The organism is Mycobacterium sp. GA-1841 (genome assembly GCF_001954135.1).
Classification (GTDB): Bacteria; Actinomycetota; Actinomycetes; order Mycobacteriales; family Mycobacteriaceae; genus Mycobacterium.
This window is the reverse complement of record NZ_MBEQ01000024.1, coordinates 303,620-324,668: the sequence shown is the minus strand read 5'-3', so window position 1 is coordinate 324,668 and position 21,049 is coordinate 303,620. Positions and strand designations below refer to the sequence as shown.

Below are 21,049 nucleotides of genomic sequence, written 5' to 3'. Positions count from 1 at the left end.
AGGCATAGCTCGTAGGGTGGGGCTATGAGCGGTGCCGCATCGCTGCCACCGGGTCCCCGATTGCCCCGGGTGGTGCAGGCCGCCTTGATGTTGCGGCACTGGCCGCGGTTCGTCTCGGCCTGCCGGCGCCGTTACGGCGACATGTTCACCTTGCGGGTCGCGGCGATGGGCACCATGGTGTATCTGGCCGACCCGGCCGACATCAAGCAGGTGTTCGCCGGCGACCCGACGGTTTTCCATGCCGGAGAAGCGAATTCCGTGCTCAGTGCGCTGCTCGGTGACAGCTCGGTGTTGGTGATCGACGAGGATGAGCATCGTGACCGCCGACGCCAGATGCTGCCGCCGTTCCATCGCGACGCCGTAGCCCACCAGATGGAGGTGATGCGCGAGATCGCCGCGGCCAACGTCGCGGACTGGCCGGTGGGCACCATGTTCCCGGTGGCGCCGAAGATGGCCGAGATCACCTTGGAGGTGATCCTGCGAACCGTGATCGGGGCGTCTGACCCGGCGCGGCTGGCGGCATTGCGGACGGTCATGCCCCGGCTGCTCAGTATCGGGGCGTGGGACACGCTGGCACTGGCCAGTCCGGCCCTGCAGCGACGCCGCCCGTGGCGGGCCCTGCAACGCAACATCGCGGAGGCCGACCGGTTGCTGTACGCCGAGATCGCCGATCGTCGCGCCGACCCCGAGGTGGCGAACCGTACCGATGTGCTGGCCATGCTGGTGCGGTCCGACGACGCCGACGGGCACGCCATGACCGATCGGCAATTGCGTGATCAGTTGATGACGTTGCTGGTCGCTGGACACGAGACCACCGCGACCGCGCTGTCGTGGACGCTGGAACGGCTGACCCGTCACCCCGCGGTGCTGGACAAGGCCGTGCACGCCGCACGGACCGGGGACGACGACTATCTCGACGCGGTGGCCAAGGAGGCCCTGCGGATCCGGCCGGTGGTGTTCGACGTCGGCCGCATGTTGACGCAGCCGGTCGAGGTGGCCGGTCACCGGTTGCCGGCCGGGGTGATGGTGGCCCCGGGGATCGGACTGGTGCACGAACGCGACGACGTCTATCCCGACGCCGAGCGGTTCGACCCCGACCGGATGCTCGGTGCGAGTCTGAGTCCTACCACCTGGTTCCCGTTCGGCGGTGGCAACCGGCGGTGCCTGGGGGCAACGTTCGCCATGGTCGAGCTGCGGGTGGTGTTACGCGAAATCTTGTGCCGGGTAGACCTTTTCGCCACCACAGCCGCCGACGAACGTCAACGCGTCAAGCACGTCACGCTGGTGCCGCATCGCGGGGCGCGGATCTGTGTGCGGGCCCGCCGGCCGGTGCCGTCGTCAATGGCTGATCGCGAGTCGCTGGTCGGGACGGATTCGTAGTCACATCGGTGGGTTCCGCACCGCGGAGCCGGCCGGTATGTGGGGCGAAAAGGTGGTATCGCCGGTGATATCAGGTTTCGAATCCCATGCTTCCCTCCAGAGCCGGGACGGAAGTGGCAGGTGTGACAATCGCCGCCAACGCTCGATGCCGTAGTGCCCGGCGCAGGTCACCCGATCCCGTAGTCCGGCAGGGCGATGTCGTCGCGCACGGTGCCGGCGAACAGTCCGGCGATCGGTCGGCCCAGGTTCATCGCGCGCAGTGCCACGTCGCGGAACCACAACCCGAATCGCGTTCGGGTGGCGAAGAATCCGAGCATCCGCTCCGCGCCGGCTTGCTTGCCCTCGATGAACGGCCGCAGCAGCGATTCGTAGCGGTCGAACGCCAGGTGGTGGTCGCCGTCGGCGCGGGTGAGTTCGCCGGCCAGGGCGTAGGCCTCGGTGATGGCCAGCCCGGTGCCCTCGCCGCCGAGCAGGGAGATGCAGCCCGCGGCGTCACCGATCACCAGCACCCGGCCCTGGGACCAGCGTGGCATCCGGATCTGGCTGACCACGTCGAAGTAGAGGTCCTCGACGTCGTCGACCGCGGCCAGGATCTGGCGAGATTCCCAGCCGGCGTCGTCGAACTGCTTGTGTAACTGCTGCTTTGGCGTCAACCCGGCGTCGTCGTGCTGGTCGCGGAACACGAAGAGGAACATGGTGCGATCACCGTGCAGCGTGAACTGGCCGATCTGGCGGCCGGGGACGCTGTAGGTGACGTACGCATCCGACGTCGCGCCGGGGCGGTGCCCGTCGACGACGCAGGCGGCGACTTTGCAGCCCAGATAGTGCTCGAATCGCTCCTCGGGCCCGAATACCAGGCGACGCACGGTGGAGTGCAGCCCGTCGGCGCCGATGACGAGATCGAAGTTGTCGGCCGAGCGGTTCTCGAACGTCACCCGCACCCCGTCGCCGTGTTGGTCGATGCCAGCGATGCTGTCGTCGAACACCGTCGGCACGACATCCTCGATGGTGCGGTAGATGGCGGCGGCAAGCTCACCCCGGGGCAGGCTGGTGAAGTCGTCACCGATCATGCGGCGGAACACGTCGACGCGCAGCTCGGCGTTGATGCGGCCATCGGAGCCCAGCGAACGCACGGACTGCACGTCATAGCCGGCGTTGCGGATGACCGGCTCGATGCCCATTGCGCGGGCCACCCGGTAGCCGATGCCCCAGAAGTCGATCATGTAGCCGCCGGTGCGGAAGGCCGGGGCCCGTTCGATCAGGGTCGGGGAGTGGCCGATGCGGTGCAGCCAATGTGCCAGTGCCGCCCCGGCGACTCCGGCTCCGTTGATGGCGATCCGCATGACAATTCGATGCTACGCGCGCCTGTGCACAGCTACGCGTGCCAAGCTGAACCCATGGCTGCGCAACGTAACCCGCTTCGTGCCGACCTGGTGCTCTCCGGCGGCGGGGTCAAGGGCATCGGTCTGGTGGGCGCCGTCGTCGCGCTCAAGGATGCGGGCTATGCGATCGAGCGGGTGTCGGGCACCTCGGCGGGGTCCCTGGTCGGCGCGGTGGTGGCCGCGGCCGCGCAACGCGACGACATGACCGGTGAGCAGTTGCGCGAACTGGTGCTCAACGTGCCGTATCACAAGTTTCCCGACAGCGGTCCGATCGAACGGATCCCGGTCGTGGGCACGGCGTGGGGCCTGCTGCGGGAGACCGGGATCTATCGGGGTGACTTCGCGCACGACTGGATGCGCAGCGAGCTGAACAACCTGGGTGTCAGGACGTTTGGTGATCTGGCGATCGACGACGAGAATCTGCTGCCTGAGCGGCGCTACCGGCTGGTGGTGACGGTGACCGATGTGACCACTGGTCAATTGGTCCGTCTACCTTGGGATTACCGACGGGTCTACGGGTTGGATCCCGATGAGCAATTGGTCGCCGATGCGGTGCGGGCGTCGATGGCGATACCGTTCCTGTTCCATCCGGTCACGCTGAATACCGCTGACGGGCAACCGTGCACGCTGGTGGACGGTGGTGTGCTGTCGAACTTCCCGATCGATTCGTTCGACCGGCCCGACGGCGCCGAGCCCCGCTGGCCCACGTTCGGGGTGACGGTGGTGCCGTACCTCCCAGCGCCGACGGCCGAACAGCTCATCCCCGGTCTGGGGATGCTGCGCTGTGGTGGGCCGACGTTCCTGGAAAGCCTGCTCACCACCATGTTGGTCGGTCATGACCAGGCGCATCTGAGCCTGCCGTGGGTGAAAGTGCGGGCGATCGAGGTCGATTCGACCGATGTCGGTGTGCTGGATTTCGACATCACCCGCGCCGAGGCCGAGGCCCTGTACGACAAGGGCTATGCGGCGACGACGGAGTTTCTGTCCGCCTGGGACTGGCCGGCGTATCTGGACCGCTTCCGGCGCGCCACCCGGGTGGGCCCATAAGCCGAGCCCCCGTTCAGCGCAACTTCACCATCCGCGTCGTCGAACTCTCGTCCAACTCGACCACATCCGCGCGTGACCGCAGGAAATCACTGAACGACTTGAAGCCCAACGACTTCTCGCTGAACGACGGGTCCATCCGCTTCATCTGTGCTTTGACCGCGGAATTGTGCAGCCACTCCACATCGTCTTTTTCCAGGCCGATCTGCAGGGCACGGGTGAGCAGGGCGGTGGCCTGCGTCTGAGGGTCGGGGCCCTCAGATTTGCGGGTGCGTTTGGGTTGATTGGTTTCGGGTTCGGGAGCGGAGGTGGGGATGCCGGGCAGCGAGTCGTAGACGACGAACTCGTCGCACGCCGCGGCCAGCATCCGGCTCGACGACCCGGCGACGCCGATGCCGACGACGTAGCGGCCCAGCCGTTTGCAGCGCTGCGCGAGCGGGATGTAGTCGGAGTCGCCGGCCACGATCACCACATGGGTGAGGTCGGGTAGGCGGAACATGTCCTCCACGGCGTCGACCGCCAGCCGGATGTCGGCGCCGTTTTTGCCGTAGGCCGCGGCCGGGAACAGTTGCACCAGGTCCACGGCGCGGCCGACGAGTTGCAGCCGGTATTCGGCGTTGACCTCGGCTGACCAGTCCGCGTAGGCGCGGGTCAGCACCAAGGTGCCGAAAGAGGACGCGAAGTCGAGGATGGCGCCGATGTCGACCGTGGCCTTGACCAGCTTGTCCGGATCCAGACCCTTGGCCTTGTCTTTCTGGAACGAGTTACGGCCGTTGACCTGGTCATAGCGGGAGATGACGATGTTGTCGAAGTCGAGGTAGACCGCGACGCGGGTGGCAGGTTCGGTCATGGTCCCCAGTCTGACAAATCGGGCCTGTACGGGTATGAGCAGTTCTAAAGTGGGAAGTACTTTCTCGTTTGAATCGCTGAGGAGAACCGAGAGCCCACCACATGTCTGCGCACGTCACGGGTCGTTTTCCCGATGTCGTCGTCACCGCGATGACATCGACGACGTCGCTTGCACCCGAGGCCGAGGACACCTGGCGGCTGTTGTTGGAGGGCCGCAGTGGGATTCGTCCGCTCGACGAGCCGTTCGTCGACGAGTTCGACTTCCCGGTCCGGATCGCTGGGCGCCTCACCGAGACGTTCGATGGTCTGGTGAATCGCATTGAGCAGCGCAGGCTTTCGTTCGTCGGTCAGATGTCCACGGTGCTGGGCCGTCGACTCTGGGATGTCGCCGGAACCCCGGAGATCGACACCCGACGGCTGCTCGTCTCGGTCGGCTTCGCGCTGGGCAGTAGCGAAGAGATGATCCTGCAGTACGACACCTGGCAGCAGAAGGGTTTGCGGGCGGTCCCACCGACAGCGATTCAGAAGTACATGCCGAATTCACCGGCTGCCGCGGTGGGATTGCTGCGGCAGGCGAAGGCCGGCGTCAGCTCACCGGTGATGGCCGATGCGTCCGGCGCGGCCGCCATCGCGCATGCGTGGCAGCGGCTCATCTTCGGTGACGCGGAAGCCGCGATCTGTGGGGGCGTCGAGAACCCGCTTGAGGCGGTGCCGATCGCCGCGTTCACGCAGGCCGGCTTCATGTCCACCGACAACGACGATCCGGCGGCTGCCTGCCGCCCGTTCGACAAGGACCGGCGCGGCATGGTGTTCGGCGAGGCCGGGGCATTGATGCTGATCGAAACCGAGGAGCATGCCAAGGCGCGCGGCGCGCCGATCCTGGCCCGGCTGTTGAGTGCCGGCATGACCTCCGACGGGTATGACCCGATCCGGCCCGATCCGACGGGGGAGCGGGCCGGCGACGCGATCACCCGGGCGGTGGAGTTGGCCGGTCTCGTCCCGACCGATATCGATCACGTCAACGCTCATGCCACCGGGACGTGGTGCGGCGATGCGGCCGAGGCCCGGGCCCTTCACCGCGCACTCGGACATGGAGCGCCGGCGGTGTATGCCCCGAAGGCGGCATTGGGGCACTCCCTGGGATCGGCCGGCGCGGTGGAGGCCGTGTTGACGGTGCAGGCCCTGCGCGACGGGATCATCCCGCCCACGCTCAACCTGAAGAACCCGGATCCGGAGATCGATCTGGATGTGGTCGTCGATCAGCCGCGTCGGGGCAATTACCGGTATGCGCTCTGCGATTCGTTCGGTTTCGGTGGGCAGAACGTGGCGTTGGTGTTCGGCGCCGCTTAGTTCTCTTTGGTGAAGGTGAACTGGGCGACCTCGGAGATGCCGCGGCGGAAGAAGTCGGCGCACCCGGTGATGTAGCGCATGTAGCGGTCGTACACCTCTTCGGAGGTGGTGGCGATCGCCTCGTCGCGGTGGGCGACGAGATTCGCCGCCCAGGTGTCCAGCGTCCGCACGTAGTGCGGGTTCATCAACTGCAGCTGTTCGGTGTAAAACCCGGCGGCCGACGAGAAGTCGTACATGTCGTCGTCCGACGGCAGTTGTCCGCCGGGGAAGATCTCCTTGCCGATGAACCGGGTGAATTTCATGTCGTTCAGGGTGATCGGGATGTGGTGTTCACGCCAGTAGTTGATCGGGTGGGTGAAGATGGTCTCGATCACCATGCTGCCGTCCTCGGGCAGCACCCGGTAGGCGGTGTCGAAAAACGCGGCGTACCGGGACTTTCCGAAGGCTTCGAACGCCTCGATGCTGACGATGCGGTCCACCGGCTGGTCGAATTGTTCCCAGCCCTGCAGGCACACCATGTGCGAGCGGTCGGTGTCGACGTGGTCCAACAGGTTCTGGTCGTAGGCGTACTGGTTGCGGCTCAGGGTCAGGCCGATGACGTTGACGTCGTAGCGTTCCAGCGCGCGTTTCATCAATGCGCCCCAACCGCAACCGATGTCGAGCAGGGTCATGCCTGCTTCCAGCTCCAGCTTGTCGAGGGCCAGGTCGATCTTGGCCATCTGGGCTTCTTCCAGTGACATGTCCTCGCGGTCGTAGAACGCACAACTGTAGGTGCGTGACGGGTCCTGGAAGAGTCCGAAGAACTCATCGGAGAGGTCGTAGTGGGCTTGAACATCCTCGAAGTACGGCCGCATCTGGGCCGTCCCCGCCGTGCCGTCGGCCATGCGTTTACCTCCCCCGTATCACGCCTTTTCGCAGGTGAATTGGCACACGTCGGTGTAGCCGTCGCGGAACAGGTCCGCGCAGCCGGTCAGGTACTTCAGGTAGCGCTCGTAGACCTCTTCGGAGGTGATCGCGATGGCCTCGTCCTTCTTGGCCTGCAGGTTGGCCGCCCAGGTGTCCAGCGTGCGGGCGTAGTGCGGGCGTAGGCGTTGCTTGCGGGTGACGTGGAAGCCGGCCTCGGTCGCGTGGTCTTCGACCATCTTGATCAGCGGGATGCGGCCGCCCGGGTAGATCTCGGTGACGATGAACCGGAAGAACCGCATCAACGACATCGTGGTCGGCAGGCCCATCTCGGCCACTTCTTCCTTGCTGGTCGAGACGATGGTGTGCAGCAGCATCACCCCGTCGTCGGGCAACAGCTCGTAGGTCTTCTTGAAGTAGTCGGCGTACTTCTCGAAGCCGAAGTGCTCGAACGCCCCGATCGACACGATCCGATCGACGGGTTCGTCGAAATCCTCCCAGGGCTGCAGGCGGACGTCTTTGCTGCGGGGGCTGTCGGACGCGGCGAACCGTTGCTCGATGTGGGCGAGTTGGTTGTGCGACAACGTCAGGCCGATGACGTTGACGTCGTATTTCTCCACCGCGCGCATGATCGTCGAACCCCAGCCGCAGCCGATGTCCAACAACGTCATACCAGGTTGCAGACCCAGCTTGCCCAGGGCCAGATCGACTTTCGCCATCTGGGCCTGTTCCAGCGTCATGTCGTCGCGCTCGAAGTAGGCGCAACTGTAGGTCTGGGTTGGGTCCTGCCACAGCCGGAAGAAGTCGTTGGACAGGTCGTAATGGGAGCGGACTTCGTCTGCCGTGGACCCGTGCCGCTCGCCCGGACGCGCACCGATGAACGGTGCTGCGGTTTTGTCTGTGTGCTCAGTAGCTGTCACTAGCCGCCCCGTACGGTCTCGGACTCGGTAGCTCACCGGCGTACCGCTTTCTTGATCCGCCGTGTCCGGACGTTACTCCTTTAGGCTCCCCCCTGGGTACCCCTTGGACAAACTCGGCCCGAGTGATCTTGAAAGGCCGGATGCTGCTTGCGTTTTCAAGCGGTTGGGTCGGTCTCGGTTTCGGGTTGCCCGACGAGGTGCCGGGTGCCGGTCGGGCCGAGCAGTTCGCGGAACGCCTGCACGGTGTAGCCGACGACGACAGCCTCGCCCTTGGCGCGCGTGGTGGCCGAGCGGGGCAGGCTGAACAATGGCCCCATCTCACCGAAGTAGTCCCCGGGTCCGGCGACTTTGATCACTTCCTCACCGCCATCGGCCAATTCGCGCACGATCTCCAGTTCGCCGGCGGAGATGACATAGATCAGATCACCCATCTCGCCCTGGGAGAACAGCACCTCGCCCGGTTCGAGGGTGACGGTTTCGGTGGTCTGATGTTCCACGGCCACCTGCGGGACGAGCTCCACCACCTGGTCGGCCAGCGGCAGGATGCGGGTGTCGTGGGTGGCGACGACGACGACGCGGTCGCCGCTGGCCAGCTCCCGGATCAGCCGCAGCACCTCCTCGACCTGGATGAAATCCAGGTGGGCGGTTGGTTCGTCGGCCAGGATCAGCGGCGGGTCCAGGGCGATGGCGCGGGCCACCGCGACGCGTTGCTGCTGCCCGCCGCTGAGATTGCCTGGGCGGTGGTGCAATCGGTCTTGCAGCCCGACGCGGGTGAGCAGTTCCATGGCGCGTTCGCGGGCGCCGTAGCGGCTCATGCCGGCCGCGCGCAGCGGCACGATGACGTTCTCCAAGGCGGTCAGGCTGGGCACCAGGTTGAACGCCTGGAAGACGATGCCGACGGTGTCGCGGCGGTAGTCCGAGAGCCCTTTCTTGTTCAGGCTCGTCACGTCGATGTCGCCGAACTCGATGCGGCCCGCGGACGGTTTGAGGATGCCGCCCAGACACGACAGCAGTGTGGTCTTGCCGCAACCGCTGGGGCCCAACAGGATTGCCAACGAGCCGGCCGGGACTTCGAGGTCCAGGCCGTCGATCGGGCGCACCGCGTAGCCGCCGCTGGAGTACTCCACGACGAGGTCTTTGACGAGCAGATCGGCCATGTCAGGGTCCTCGGAATGCCAGGGCGGGATCGATGGTGACGGCGCGGCGCAGGCCGGCCACGCTGGCGAGCAGACCGATCCCGACCGCGAGGATCGGCAGCGCCACGAATGCGGCGGTGGGGACGTCACAGCGCATCGGGAACGGTGGACCGAGCACCAGCGACAGGCCGGCCCCCAGCAGGGCAGCCAGCAGTGCGACCGTGACGGCCTGCATGGCCAACCCGGCCATGATCGAGCGGGTGGCCACCCCGACGGCCTTGAACACCGCGAAGTCGCGGGTGCGTTCCAGGGCGGACAGGTAGATCACCGAGCCGACGATCAGCGCCGCGACCGCCCACAACAGGCCCGCCATCAGGCTCATCGCCTGGTTGGCGCCGCGCAGTGGGCGGACCATGTCGTCGATCGCGCCGGCCCGGTCGACGATGCGGAAGTCCGGTGGCGTCTGCTGCGGGGTGCCCAGGATGCCGACCGACGAGATCAGTTTCTGGCCCGAGAACAGCAGCTGCTGGGCGCCGGGAACGGTCAGGTAGACGTTGTCCTGGGCGGCCAGGGCGGTGAGGTCATCGACCAGGCCGACGACATGCAGCTTCGCTGCTCCGACGTCGATGACGGCGCCGATCGGGCGGCCCATCGTGGTCGACACCGCGACCTCGTCGACGGCGTGCGGGGCGCGGCCTTCTTTGACGGTGGGCGAGCCCGGGCCGTCATCCGGCACGCCGAACACGTTGACGTTGCGCGGGGAGCCGTCGGCGGGGATTGTCGAGGAGCCATAGACCAGCGGGACTGCGGTGTCGACACCGGGCAGGCGGGCTGCCATCTGAACGGCGTTGGGCGGCAACGGCGCTGAACCCAGGAAGGGCCCCGCCGCGCCTTCTTTGATCATGAAATGGTCGAGGCCCAGTGCATCGACACTGCGTTCGGCTTCCACGCGAAAACCATTGGCCAGGCCCGTCAACACCAACGTCATGGCGAAGACCATCGCGGTGCCGACCACGGCGATCATGAATCGCCGTCGCCGCCACTGCAGATCGCGTAACGCCGCGATCAACACGTCGGTGCCTTGCGCATCGCTTCCGACGTTACCGAGATGGTTGTTGCGGGTGGTAGTTATTGGGGCATTTGGTGAGCAGTCGGGCACGGACCGCCCGCGCAGATTCCTGTCGGTGAGAGCCGAGAACCAGACTTAGGATCAAGAGGCCGTGTCGCCTGATTGGGGGTCACTGGGTAGATGGGATTTCTCGCAATTCGGTCCCGACGAATCCTCGCGTTGCTTCTGTTCTTTTTCGCGCTGGCGGTACCGGGCAGTTGGCAGTCGATAATTTCGCGCGCTGATGAGCGGCCGTGCACCGCTCAGGACGGGGCGCTCGCGGACGTCGAGGGCAGGATTCTCGAGCACAACACTCGCAAGTCGCCTGTCCCGGTAGATCCCTCGATAGCTCGCCCGTTCAACGCGGAAGCCGCTCAGTTGAGGGCTGAGAAAATTTCGCTCCTCAACGCCAAGAACGCCTGCGTCGTTGCCACCTTGCGCATCGGTGGACCACCGCCGGCCGCACTGACCCCCGCCCAGAAAACAAGCATGGCGGACGGAGCGACGGCAGCACGACCCAGGTGGACAAGTCCGGGTCCAGTCGCCAGAACCCCCAGTGGACGCGCGACCATCCCGAGCAGTCACCCACTGTTCCCGCTGTGGAAAGTCGTGAGAGCCATGGATACGCCTATGCGGCCATATCCCGACGTTCCGCTGCAGGGGATTCCTCGGCCGCCAATTGGCTACCAGCATCCGTCCGGGTACGAGGTCGTCGACGACGGCAGGGGGAACCCTGCGGTTTCGCCGGATCATATTGTGCCGAAGGTGGAAATCTTGTATCTACCAAGGTTTCTTGAGTTGACTCCGGAGAATATGTGGGAAGTTATCAACGCTCCATCGAACATGCAGTGGCTGCCGAGGTACGTCAATGAGCAGCTGAAGAACTCGAGATCCGCAGCGGACATGAAGAACGTTGATCCCACGTGGCAGCGACAACAGGACCAACTGCAAGAGCGCAAGCGCCGAGAGCTGACCATTCTCATCGGCGAGTTGGCCGACACTCAGATCCCGGCGCAGTAGGAAGGAACCGAGGTGTCCATGGCTGGTATCGACCAAGCAGCACTAGCAGACGCAGTGGCGGGATGGGGTGATGCGACGGTCGAGATTCTGGCGCCCTCGCCGCAGACGCGTGCCGTGATTCCCGAGGCGTGGTGGTCGATAGCCGAATCAGTTGATCCAGAGGAACGCAAAGACATCGCGCTGGCACTCTGGAACAGCGAATTCCTGGCCCTAGTACCGCGATTCAGCGAGGCGTTGCGGTCGGCGCTTCTTGACGTGCGGGTGGCTCAGCATTCCTGGCAAAGCACCCCCACCTTGGACTACGTGCTTCGGGCCTGGGATGGCGAGCCCAAGGTATGGATGGGGGAGGACCCACGCACATTCGGACTTTCAGAGCCCCCGATGTTCGACTCGCTGCCTGATCCGGCCCGCACGTTCCTACGGCAGGTTCACGCTGGGTTCACCACACTCAACGGCAAGTCGTGTGGGCTGATGCCCCCGGCTGACATGCAAACGCTTGCCGACAGCTGGGGCCAGCCCGACGAGAGCGATATCGCCGAGTGTTGGGATACGTCGACCTACCAATTTCCCGGCACCCACCGACTACTTCTCATCACCGAATACGTCGGGCACCCGTATCTGTTCACCTCACCTGAGTTGCCGCCAGGCACCGCGGTTACCTACTTCGAACCCGACTTCGAAGTCACACCGTTCGGAGCAGCGCTCGACGAGTTTTTGAACAAGCCACTGGGGTACTGAGAGATGACAACACCCGGCCCGTGGCCGCCGCAACCGCCAAATCAACCGCCGCAGTTCCAGCCGCCGGCGTTACCCGGGCGGCAACCAATAGGTGCCCCTTACGGGTCCGCGTGGGGGCCGCAGGGGCCAACGAATGCGCCCCCGGGCTGGGGGCAACCGCCACCTGGCTACGCACCACCTCCCTATATGCAGCAACCTAGGCGCCCTGGGCGTTCGCGGATCAAGCGGCTGATTCTGGCGCTGGTTGTTGTGCTGGTTGTGGCGGGTGGCATCGCGTACTGGGGCTACCAATACAGCGTGTCCAAGAAGACTGAGGCACAAATCCGGGAAACCATCAGCGAATTCGCACTAGCGTCCGACACCGCTGACGCGAAGATGCTCGCTTCCATGATGTGCGAAGCGGAGGCTAGTCAGTTCGTTGACGGGTTCGAGGCGAACGATGACCCACCGATACCGGCCGAGAACATCAAACCCCGCCCGGTCGACATCGGCCCTATCACCATTTCAGGTGACCACGCCGCTGTCGATGTCACGCGTCCCCCTGGCCCAACCGTGACGTTCAAGATGAAGCGGGTGGGTGACACGTGGAAGCTGTGCAATCCGGGTAGCTAGCCGCCTGGGGTCAGCTTGAAGGCGACGAGGTGCTCACGATCGACCGCCTCGGTGAACTCCTCCAACGTGGGTATGCGTGGGTCGCGGAACGTCAACCCCATCATCCGCTGGGCACGTTTGACGCCGTAGGCGGCTGGATCTGCGGCGGCGAGGGCTGGACGTCATCTATGACTGATCGCACGGGCCTCGCCGGTTCGCTCGATACGGGGATTTGGGCCCACTCCCCGTACCCTTCCCTCGTGAACGCGATCGACCCCGACCAGCTCAGCACGTGCCTGCGAGTGCTGTCCGAGGTGGACAAGCTGCCTCCCGAGCACCCCGACGCCGTTGCTGTGCGCCAGGCCACCGCGAAGATGTTCAAGGCGCTGAAGAAGGCTCGTCGCACCGCCAGACGCGACGCGATCGCCGCGGCTGACCGCGCCGTCATCGCCGCCACCGCCACAGGAGCACCGGGACGCATCGACGACGAGACCCAGGGTCTGCCGCTGGTGTCTACCGCGGTCGGGGCCACTGCGGGCACGCTGCTGCGGTCACGGGCCTGCTATATCTGCAAGAACCACCACACCGTGGTCGACGCCTTCTACCACCAGCTTTGTCCCGACTGCGCCGCGATCAACCGGGCCAAACGCGATGCCCGCACCGACCTGACCGGGCGCCGGGCCCTGCTCACCGGCGGGCGCGCGAAGATCGGCATGTACATCGCGCTACGGCTGCTGCGCGACGGCGCGCACACCACGATCACCACCCGATTTCCCAACGACGCGGTGCGCCGCTTCGCCGCGATGGAGGACAGTGCCGACTGGCTGCACCGGCTGCGGGTGGTGGGCATCGATCTGCGGGACCCGGCCCAGGTGGTCGCCCTGGCCGACGAGGTGGCCGCACAGGGGCCGCTGGACATCCTCATCAACAACGCGGCGCAGACGGTGCGTCGCGCGCCGGGCTCGTATGCCGCGCTGGTCGAGGCCGAGCGCACCCCGCCGCCGGCCTTGATGGACGTCGTCACCTTCGACCACGTCAGTGACGCGCATCCGCATGCCCTGGTCGGGAGCCTCGGCGAGCACCCGTCGGCGCACGCGCTTACGGAGCTGGCTCTGACCGCCCGCAGCGCCTCACCCGAGCGGATCTCGGCGGGGACTGCCATCGACGCGGGTGGGCTGCTGCCCGATACCGCGCCGGTGAACAGTTGGACTCAACGCGTGCACGAGGTCGACGCGATGGAGCTCCTCGAAGTGCAGCTGTGCAACCAGACCGCGCCGTTCATTCTGGTGAGCCGACTGCGACCGGCGCTGGCCGCCTCACCCGCGCGGCGCAAGTACGTGGTGAACGTGTCGGCGATGGAAGGCCAGTTCAGTCGCGGCTACAAGGGTCCTGGGCACCCGCACACCAATATGGCCAAGGCCGCGCTGAACATGCTGACCCGCACCAGTTCCGGGGAGATGCTGGAGCAGGATGGGATCTTGATGACCGCCGTCGATACCGGCTGGATCACCGACGAGCGTCCGCATCCGACGAAGCTGCGGCTGGCCGAAGAAGGTTTCCACGCGCCGCTGGACCTGGTGGATGGTGCTGCGCGCGTGTACGACCCGATCGTGCGCGGGGAGTTGGGCGAGGATCTGTACGGGTGTTTCTTGAAGGACTACTCGAAGAGCAATTGGTAGGGCGATCCTTCAGACCACGTTAAGCATGGCCGTGCGGGCCAACAGAGTGTGGGCAGATGGGCCCAGACCCCAGACACGCCAGTCGCTCCTGTCGACCAGGTCAAGTCCGGTCATCATCGGTGACATTTGGCTGATCGAGCGTTGGACGTCCGATTCACTGAGCGGCCGCCCTTCGATCTGCCAGCCCCGTCCGATCAACGGATAAACTTCTGCGCCAAGCTGTTTGACCTCACACGGCCCGCGCCGGGTTAGCGCGAAGATGACCAACTCGACGATCTCGGTGATGAAGTCGCCGGGGGCGAAGGCCGATCGGAGTCGACGCACCACGGCCAGGTCATCGCCGGCAATGCGGGTGGGGGCCAGCACTCCGTGGCGCAGCCGCAGCACCCCGACATCGCGCAGCAGGTCGTGCAGCACCGCCAACGGGAACAGGTCTTCTTCGATCGAGGCGGGACGACCGAGCGGATGCCAGTCCGGGCGATGCTCCTGCATGCTGCGCACCACCGCCCGCGGCAGGCGACCGCCCGGGGTCAGCTTGACTCCATCGGCGGTGAGATCGATCAGGAGTCGCACGGTTTCGGGTACCTCGCCGACCGTCCGGCGCACCCGCTGATCGGTCGCTGCGCGATCGAACGGACGCAACCGATTGCCGACCCAGCCGTGCAGGCGACCGTGCTCGGGATGACCGGGGTCGTCGAGCACCTCCAGCAGTTCGGCGTAACCGCCCGGCCCGCCGCAATCTTCGGGTGGGCAGGCACCGTGCCCGTCGACGCATCCCGGGGCGGCGTCGCCAGGACCGAGCACTTCCACGTCGTGGGTCCAGCCGTCGCCGAAGTCGTAGAGATACTCGAAGCGGGGACCGAGGTCGGCCAAGAGTGCTTCGTCCTCGTCGCGCTGATCGTCGGGCCACACGTCCATTCCTGGCATCTCGACGCCGTAGGTGGTCTCTGCGGTGACGAACTGGTGCAGATGCGAGTCGGTCCAGCCGAGGGCCGCTTGCAAAAGATTGTGCAGCTCAGGCAGGGTCGCTGAGGTCGGGACGTCGATCACCCGGGTGACCGCCGGTTCGACACCCTGCATGGTTACTCGTAGGCGGGTGGTCTTCATGTGGGTTGCCGCCCCGCGGTCACCGGGACGATCAGATTGTGATCGGTACGCATCGTCTCCGACCGTAAGCGCTGGGAGCCTTGAGGTCATGCATTGCCGCCGGGCCGTCATGGGTTGGGCAAGGTGGAGGGCATCCATGCCACCGCATCACCCCGCGATCGGACGACGCACGTCCAGCTGCGCCAGGTCGGCTGCGATACGTCCGGCTGACCATCCGGCCCCATTGGACACCGACATCATTCGGGCGATCGTTGCCGGGAAGAGCCGGTTGGTGAGGTCATCGGTCGCCCGGCTGTGCGCGGCCAGTACCGGAAGCAGCCTTTCGTGATCCACCTCGGTGCTCACTGTCGTCGAGGTGGCGGTGAGACGTTCGCCGATGCGCTCGGCGTACGAGAGAAGAAACGATTGGCGAAATGAACGCGTCCGGGTCTGACCGCCGCTGGTGGTGCGGCCCGCCGCCAGCATCGCCCGGTTGGCTTGGACCAATAGCGAAGTAGACAGCAGCTCAACGAATTCCAGATCGCAGGCGGCGCCGATGACGGTGACGAACCCAATCTTCTCCGCACACACCAACCGGCACCGGTTGGCTGTTGCCACGGACTGCACGAGTGTCGCCTTGGCGCTGACGTAGGGGCTGTCGATCCAGATCCGCCGGGCGGTCGCCTCCGCTGCACGACCTTGCTCATGATCGCGGATCGCGTGGTGCAGCGAGTATCTGCTCATCAACTCTTGTGCCTTGGCCGAAAGGGCTTCGGCTTCTTCGGGAAACTTCGTGGCCTCTGCCTTGGCGAGCAGGCCGCGCACCCGGCTGAGCGCTTTCGCATCGGCCGCGGACACCGGCACCGCCGAATGTTGGTGCGCGCCGAGTAACGGCAGCAGTGGTTGGAGGATCGGCAGGGTCCGCAAGAGCCGCAGCAGCTTCAACACGATCGCCAACGCGGACTGATGGTCGCCGGCATGCGTGTCAGCCCATCGCCACATCTGCGGAGCACCGGGATCGATCTCGGCGGACAGTGCGGCGAGTTCCGCGCGCCATCGCGGATGCATTGAGGTGACGGGATAGTGCCAGGACTCGCGAACGACGGCCTCGGCCAGGTAGTCCGCCGACGAGGTGTCGAGGCGGCGACGAGCGAACTCGTGCAGGTCATTGGGCGACCACCCCGCCTGCCATGCTCCGCTGATGGCGCCGGCCAAGGTGCCTTCGGCGGCAAGGTCGAGATCGTCTGCCCGGCCGGGGAATTCGTCGAGCAGCGCAGCGGCGTGGAATTCCGCGTCGTGGTCGGGACACAACGCGGAGCTATACAGCGCCGCGGTGAGGCGGTTGAGGAGGGCGACCCGGTCGTACCCGGGATCGGTGCTCCAGCGTTCTCGTTGGGAAGATGCGCGGCGGCGGTCCTTGTGTTTGGCGGCGCGCTTCTGGCGGTTGCGGCGGCTCATGTCTGGAGTCTGGTGCAACGGTCTGACAAGTAACCTCTGCTGGCGCGCATACTGACGGAATGCCGAGCATCAGCGCCGTTCAGGGTGACATCACCAGGCAGGTTGTGGACGCGATCGTCAACGCAGCCAACAACGCCATGCGCGGTGGCGGTGGCGTCGACGGCGCCATCCATCGCGGCGGTGGGCCGGCCATCCTGCGCGACTGCATCGAACGTTTTCCCGACGGACTGGCCACCGGGGATGCCGGCTGGACCACCGCCGGTGAGCTGCCGGCCCGGTGGGTGATTCACACGGTTGGGCCGAACTACCGCGCCGGCCAGCGTGACCGTGCCCTGCTGGAGTCCTGCTACCGACGGGCCCTGCAGGTCGCCGACGAACTCGGCGCCCGCACGGTGGCGTTCCCGCTCATCAGTAGCGGTGTCTACGGTTGGCCGCAAGGCGACGCCATTGCCGCGGCCGTCGAAACCATTGCGGCGGCCGAGACCGCGGTCGAGGAGGTCATGCTGGTCGCCTTCGACGCCGCGATGTTCGACGCGGTGCGCGCGCATGTGGAGTCGGCGGGGTAGTTTCCGTCAGCGCCGGGTCAGGGGCAGAAGTCCTGGGCTCGAACACATTTCGAACAATGCCGTTGAGTACCGCGGGGATTGGCTGAACGCGAAGGGTTTTGGATTCGTTCCCATTCTCACTATACGGCGGAAGGTGGGTCTTGCGGCAAGGCCCCGGACGTGCTGCACAATCGTCCGGTCCGTGACGAGATGGGGGATGTTGTGACGAGTACGCCGAAACCTTTCGAACTGCACGAATCGGGTGCGCTGCTGCACGGCACCAAGGCCGATCTGGCGGTGGGGGAGTACCTGGTGCCGGGACGCGAGTCGAATTACGAAGCCGGACGGATCATGAACCACGTGTACGTCACCCGCACCTTGGATGCCGCGGTGTGGGGTGCCGAGATGGCCGCCGGCGAGGGACGGGGTCGCATCTACATCGTCGAACCCGAAGGTGCGCTGGAGGACGACCCGAACGTGACCGACAAGAAGCTTCCCGGCAACCCGACCCACAGCTTCCGCACCCGTGAGCCGGTGCGGATCATCGGTGAGCTCACCGATTGGGTGGGGCACTCGCCCGAGCAGCTGCAAGGCATGCGCGACACCCTGGCCGATCTCCGGCGGCAAGGGCTTGACGTCATCTACGACTGAATTCTCAGGTTGTCGGTGGCTCATGTGACGATGCGCGGTTCACTCAAACCAGGAGGTTGATATGAAGCGTGTAGTAGTGGCCGCGGTAACGGTCGGGGTCGCCGTCGTACTGAGCCCGGTGGCGTCGGCCGAACCGTCATGGACGATGCCGAACCTGATCGGCCAGGACCTGCAGGGCGCGCAGGACGCCATCCAGTCGTTGACCCACGGCGAGGTGTGGTTCAGCAGCTCGACCGATCTCACCGGGAAAGGCCGCGCGCAGATCAGTGACCGAAACTGGCAGGTGTGCAGCTCTACGCCACCGCCCGGGTCAAAGTTCTCTGCTTCCACCGAGATTGATTTCGGGGTGGTGCGGATCGACACGGAGGAGTGTCCATAGGGCTCATTCGTGGGGTCCTCGGCACGCTGCAGTGGACGCTGTCGGGTGATCCGATGGCGTCCGGGCAGGTGGCGATCTGTGCGGCCAGGCGCCGAATGGGAATTTGCGCATCGTCGGCGCCGGCGTGAGCTTTAGGCTCATCAGCATGCGATTCGCCCCCGTCGCCGCCACGCTCTTCATCGCGCTGTCCGTCGGCGTGAGCGGCTGCACCGGTGCGCCCGACCGGGAAGAAGAAGCAAGCAACATCCGGACCCGCATCGCGGCCATGCCGGGGGTGTCCGACGTCGACCTGATCTATGACAACGGCGTCCTGGAAGGCACCCGGTTCGAGCTCGACATTGCGATGGACGAGGCCACTGATCAGCAGGTCGGCGCGGTGGCCACGCAACTCGACGAGCTACGCGGCGATAACTTCGCGAAGTTCGACCAGTCAGTGAAGATCGTTGTGGCCAAAGGGACTTCGATCGCCGGCGGCGCTGATCTGCCCGACGATATCGAGCACGTGACCGGGCTGGTGCGTCGCCTCCACGCGGACACTCCGGCCCGGGAGATCCGCTGGTTCAGCGGCGGCGCGCCGGACGAGTCGAAGGTGCGGATCCTCGAGGCTGAGGCACCTGATGCCGCAGTCGACGCCATCGTGCGTATCTTCACCGACCGGCCGCCGAGCGAAATCGAAGTCTCCGCCGCTGACCGGGTCGCCGATCCGCACTGGATGATCTTCAACCGGTTCACCCCCGCCGATAAGCAGCGCATTGATCGGCAATTGGCCGCGGCAGCGCCGGCGGACCCTGGGTGGATCGGCGTGCGTGACGGCTGGATCGATCGCCTGACCTTCGGTGTGCCGGCGCCGGCGAGCGCGTACGAGGACGTGGTGCGCACCATCCACGCACTCGAGGCCGGCCCGGCGCATCCGGTCAGCCTCACCTGGGTGTGGGACGGCGATCCGTCTCGCCGCGGCGAGCCACGCTGGGCCGGCAGCGCGATGATCGGCAAATGTGACTACGTCAACGGTGACCGCACCAAAACCGAACCGCTCGTGCCCGATGCGTTGGCGCTGCAACAGCGCATCCGCGACGAGTTCGACACCTGCCTCAAGTGATGACTGGTCCTGTCGGTTGACCGGCTGGGGCGAAGTTCTCCGCTTCCTCCTGCACGGGTGAATCAGTTGAAGGCGGTGCTACCGGCCACGGCGTGCGTCGTGCTGATGAGCTTTGCGTAGCAATGATCCCGATCGAAACCGTAGGTACGGCACCAGGCCAACGCGCCGCTCGCATCGGGAAAAGAGATCGGCGCGATGGTGACCCAGAAGTTGGGCGCATCGAAGGTCGACCAGTCTCCGGACCACAGCAACTTGGCGTCATACTGCTGCCGCAGCCGCAGATGCTCCTCCAACGTCAACGCGTTGTCCCACACAACACCTTCATCGACGACACCCGGCCGCTTCGAACTCAGCTGCGGCACCCACCGATCCGCGCCGTCGGTGCTGACAACGCCGTGGTCTTCGAGGGAGATCCGACGCAGCTGCGCTGAACTCGACGCTTCGGGGTTGCGGGCTGCCGTCCGGGTGTATGACGGGGCGGGTGGCGTAGTCGGCGCCGGTACAGTCTTGAACACGGTCGTGCCGGGCACTGGAACACTCGGCAGCGGGGTGAGTGTGGACGTCGGTGACGAGTTGTTGTCCGGCGCCGAGTTTTTCGGGATGAGAAGACCGATGACGAGACCCACCGCGCCCAGCAGAAGCGCACCCGCCAGCCCGACCACTGCCCACGGCAGCACCGATGGCCGGTGACGACCGCTGGCGTCGAACGTTTCGGGGTGTGTGGCGTGAGGCGAAGCATTCGGAGCCGTCATGGTTTCGGCGCTGGCTGCGGTCGCCTCGTCACTGGTGGTCACGGCTCGTCGCGCGGCGCGACCCAACGCGCCGGCGCTGCCATAGCGATCGTCGGGTTCCTTGGCCATGCCACGGGCGATGACCGCATCCAGTGCGGTGGGAATTCCCCAACGAGCCGTACTCGGCCGTGGTGGTGGGCTGGAGAGGTGAGCTGCGATCAGCTGTTCATGGCTGTGAGTGGGGAAGGGGGTATCGGCGGTCAGTGCCTCGTAAAGCACGCAAGCCAGCGCGTAGATGTCGACGGCGGGCGAGCACCGGCCGTCGCCGAACCGCTCCGGCGCCATATAGCTGAACGAGCCGATCCGCATGTCTGTTTGCGTGAGGCGCGAATCGCCCTGAGCCTGGGCGATGCCGAAATCAAGCAGGTAGGCGAAGTCGGTGGGGGTGACGATGATGTTCTGCGGCTTGACGTCGCGGTGGATCAGTCCCTGCGCATGGGCGGCATCGAGCGCGGCGGCGATCTGCTCGACGATCGACACTGCCTGCAGCGGGTTCAACGGACCGCCGCGGAGCAGGTCGTGCAACGTTTGCCCACGGACCAGCCGCATGTCGATGTACAGGTTTCCGTCGATCTCACCCCAGTCGTGAATGGGCACGACATGGGGCTCCTCCAAGCCTGCTGCCACGCGTGACTCGCGGAGGAACCGGGTCCGGAACTGTTCATCGTGCGCGTACTCGGCGCGGAGGATCTTCAGCGCGACCGTCCGGCCCTTGTCGAGGTCGACGGCTTCGTATACCTCGCCCATGCCGCCGCGGCCGAGCAGCGCGGTCAGCTCGTACTTTCCGAAACGGCCTCCCACGCGCGGGCTGTTCTCGACCATACTGTGCCTCCTCGACTGGCGAACAGGCGAACGTAGCGCGGGGTGCCGACAAGTTTATTCGCGGACGGAGTTCCGTAGCTGGAATTTGCTCATAGATTGGTTCCAGACCCGACCCGGT

20 protein-coding genes and 1 pseudogene are annotated in these 21,049 nt (G+C 65.7%); 11 read left to right on the top strand and 10 right to left on the bottom strand.

All coding sequences use genetic code 11. From position 1 onward, the window contains the following. Positions 1–24: 24 nt before the first annotated feature. Positions 25–1,380, top strand: coding sequence for a cytochrome P450 (locus A5740_RS07820; RefSeq protein ID WP_076192812.1), 1,356 nt, complete (start codon positions 25–27; stop codon positions 1,378–1,380). Positions 1,381–1,547: 167 nt separating this feature from the next. Here the strand turns inward: A5740_RS07820 and A5740_RS07815 are convergent, their stop codons facing one another. Continuing rightward, positions 1,548–2,723, bottom strand: a complete 1,176-nt coding sequence (locus tag A5740_RS07815; RefSeq protein ID WP_076192811.1) for an FAD-binding domain — start codon at positions 2,721–2,723, stop codon at positions 1,548–1,550. A gap of 54 nt (positions 2,724–2,777) precedes the next feature. Between A5740_RS07815 and A5740_RS07810 the strand changes: the two genes are divergently transcribed. Beyond that, positions 2,778–3,809, top strand: a complete 1,032-nt coding sequence (locus tag A5740_RS07810) for a patatin-like phospholipase family protein (RefSeq protein ID WP_076192809.1) — start codon at positions 2,778–2,780, stop codon at positions 3,807–3,809. Positions 3,810–3,822: 13 nt separating this feature from the next. Here A5740_RS07810 and A5740_RS07805 read toward each other — a convergent pair whose 3' ends face one another. Further along, the gene (locus A5740_RS07805) at positions 3,823–4,656 is read right to left on the bottom strand and encodes an NYN domain-containing protein (RefSeq protein WP_076192807.1); all 834 of its coding nucleotides are present in this window, start codon (positions 4,654–4,656) and stop codon (positions 3,823–3,825) included. A gap of 101 nt (positions 4,657–4,757) precedes the next feature. Here A5740_RS07805 and A5740_RS07800 point away from each other — a divergent pair, with 101 nt between their 5' ends. Further along, the gene (locus A5740_RS07800) at positions 4,758–6,005 is read left to right on the top strand and encodes a KasA/KasB family beta-ketoacyl-ACP synthase (RefSeq protein WP_076192806.1); all 1,248 of its coding nucleotides are present in this window, start codon (positions 4,758–4,760) and stop codon (positions 6,003–6,005) included. On the opposite strand, the gene A5740_RS07795 is transcribed toward A5740_RS07800, so the two are convergent. From A5740_RS07795 to A5740_RS07780, 4 genes are all read right to left on the bottom strand, one after another. Beyond that, complete coding sequence (locus tag A5740_RS07795) at positions 6,002–6,889, bottom strand: cyclopropane mycolic acid synthase family methyltransferase (RefSeq protein ID WP_083653955.1); 888 nt, start codon at positions 6,887–6,889, stop codon at positions 6,002–6,004. The genes A5740_RS07800 and A5740_RS07795 overlap by 4 nt on opposite strands. An 18-nt stretch (positions 6,890–6,907) precedes the next feature. Then, entirely contained in the window at positions 6,908–7,786 is an 879-nt protein-coding gene (locus A5740_RS07790) for a cyclopropane mycolic acid synthase family methyltransferase (protein WP_139335005.1), read from the bottom strand. Positions 7,787–7,983: 197 nt separating this feature from the next. Next, complete coding sequence (locus A5740_RS07785) at positions 7,984–8,985, bottom strand: ATP-binding cassette domain-containing protein (protein WP_076192803.1); 1,002 nt, start codon at positions 8,983–8,985, stop codon at positions 7,984–7,986. Between the two features lies 1 nt (position 8,986). Next, entirely contained in the window at positions 8,987–10,036 is a 1,050-nt protein-coding gene (locus tag A5740_RS07780; protein ID WP_076192802.1) for an ABC transporter permease, read from the bottom strand. A gap of 666 nt (positions 10,037–10,702) precedes the next feature. On the opposite strand from A5740_RS07780, the gene A5740_RS28235 reads away from it, so the two are divergent. The 3 genes from A5740_RS28235 to A5740_RS07765 all read left to right on the top strand — a co-directional run bounded on the left by A5740_RS28235 (position 10,703) and on the right by A5740_RS07765 (position 12,442). Then, positions 10,703–11,092: a hypothetical protein gene (locus tag A5740_RS28235; RefSeq protein ID WP_139334989.1), complete on the top strand. Its 390-nt coding sequence runs from the start codon at positions 10,703–10,705 to the stop codon at positions 11,090–11,092. Between the two features lie 18 nt (positions 11,093–11,110). Further along, entirely contained in the window at positions 11,111–11,830 is a 720-nt protein-coding gene (locus A5740_RS07770; RefSeq protein WP_139334988.1) for a hypothetical protein, read from the top strand. Between the two features lie 297 nt (positions 11,831–12,127). Beyond that, positions 12,128–12,442 (top strand): hypothetical protein, encoded by a 315-nt coding sequence (locus A5740_RS07765; RefSeq protein ID WP_139334987.1) that lies wholly within the window; start codon positions 12,128–12,130, stop codon positions 12,440–12,442. Here the strand turns inward: A5740_RS07765 and A5740_RS29035 are convergent. Further along, positions 12,439–12,573, bottom strand: a pseudogene (locus A5740_RS29035) (hypothetical protein); the annotation flags it as partial. The gene A5740_RS07765 and the pseudogene A5740_RS29035 sit on opposite strands and share 4 nt — an antisense overlap. Before the next feature lie 108 nt (positions 12,574–12,681). Between A5740_RS29035 and A5740_RS07760 the strand changes: the two are divergent. Further along, complete coding sequence (locus A5740_RS07760) at positions 12,682–14,100, top strand: SDR family oxidoreductase (protein WP_076192796.1); 1,419 nt, start codon at positions 12,682–12,684, stop codon at positions 14,098–14,100. A gap of 9 nt (positions 14,101–14,109) precedes the next feature. Here A5740_RS07760 and A5740_RS07755 read toward each other — a convergent pair whose 3' ends face one another. Then, positions 14,110–15,207: a plasmid pRiA4b ORF-3 family protein gene (locus tag A5740_RS07755; RefSeq protein WP_076192794.1), complete on the bottom strand. Its 1,098-nt coding sequence runs from the start codon at positions 15,205–15,207 to the stop codon at positions 14,110–14,112. Positions 15,208–15,354: 147 nt separating this feature from the next. Then, on the bottom strand, positions 15,355–16,644 hold the full coding sequence (locus A5740_RS07750) for a DUF2786 domain-containing protein (RefSeq protein ID WP_076192793.1): 1,290 nt from the start codon (positions 16,642–16,644) through the stop codon (positions 15,355–15,357). Between the two features lie 59 nt (positions 16,645–16,703). Between A5740_RS07750 and A5740_RS07745 the strand changes: the two genes are divergently transcribed. The 4 genes from A5740_RS07745 to A5740_RS07730 all read left to right on the top strand — a co-directional run bounded on the left by A5740_RS07745 (position 16,704) and on the right by A5740_RS07730 (position 19,318). Then, a complete protein-coding gene (locus A5740_RS07745) occupies positions 16,704–17,210 on the top strand; it encodes an O-acetyl-ADP-ribose deacetylase (protein ID WP_076192791.1) in 507 nt (168 codons plus the stop codon). A 189-nt stretch (positions 17,211–17,399) separates the two neighbouring features. After that, positions 17,400–17,840, top strand: coding sequence for an NAD(+)--rifampin ADP-ribosyltransferase (gene arr, locus A5740_RS07740; RefSeq protein WP_371454733.1), 441 nt, complete (start codon positions 17,400–17,402; stop codon positions 17,838–17,840). Positions 17,841–17,901: 61 nt separating this feature from the next. After that, entirely contained in the window at positions 17,902–18,219 is a 318-nt protein-coding gene (locus A5740_RS07735; RefSeq protein WP_076192789.1) for a PASTA domain-containing protein, read from the top strand. Positions 18,220–18,322: 103 nt separating this feature from the next. Next, a complete protein-coding gene (locus A5740_RS07730) occupies positions 18,323–19,318 on the top strand; it encodes a hypothetical protein (protein ID WP_139334986.1) in 996 nt (331 codons plus the stop codon). Positions 19,319–19,380: 62 nt separating this feature from the next. Here A5740_RS07730 and A5740_RS07725 read toward each other — a convergent pair whose 3' ends face one another. After that, positions 19,381–20,931 carry a serine/threonine-protein kinase gene (locus A5740_RS07725; RefSeq protein ID WP_076192786.1) on the bottom strand — a complete coding sequence of 517 codons (1,551 nt, stop codon included), beginning with the start codon at positions 20,929–20,931 and terminating at the stop codon, positions 19,381–19,383. Positions 20,932–21,049 lie beyond the last annotated feature (118 nt).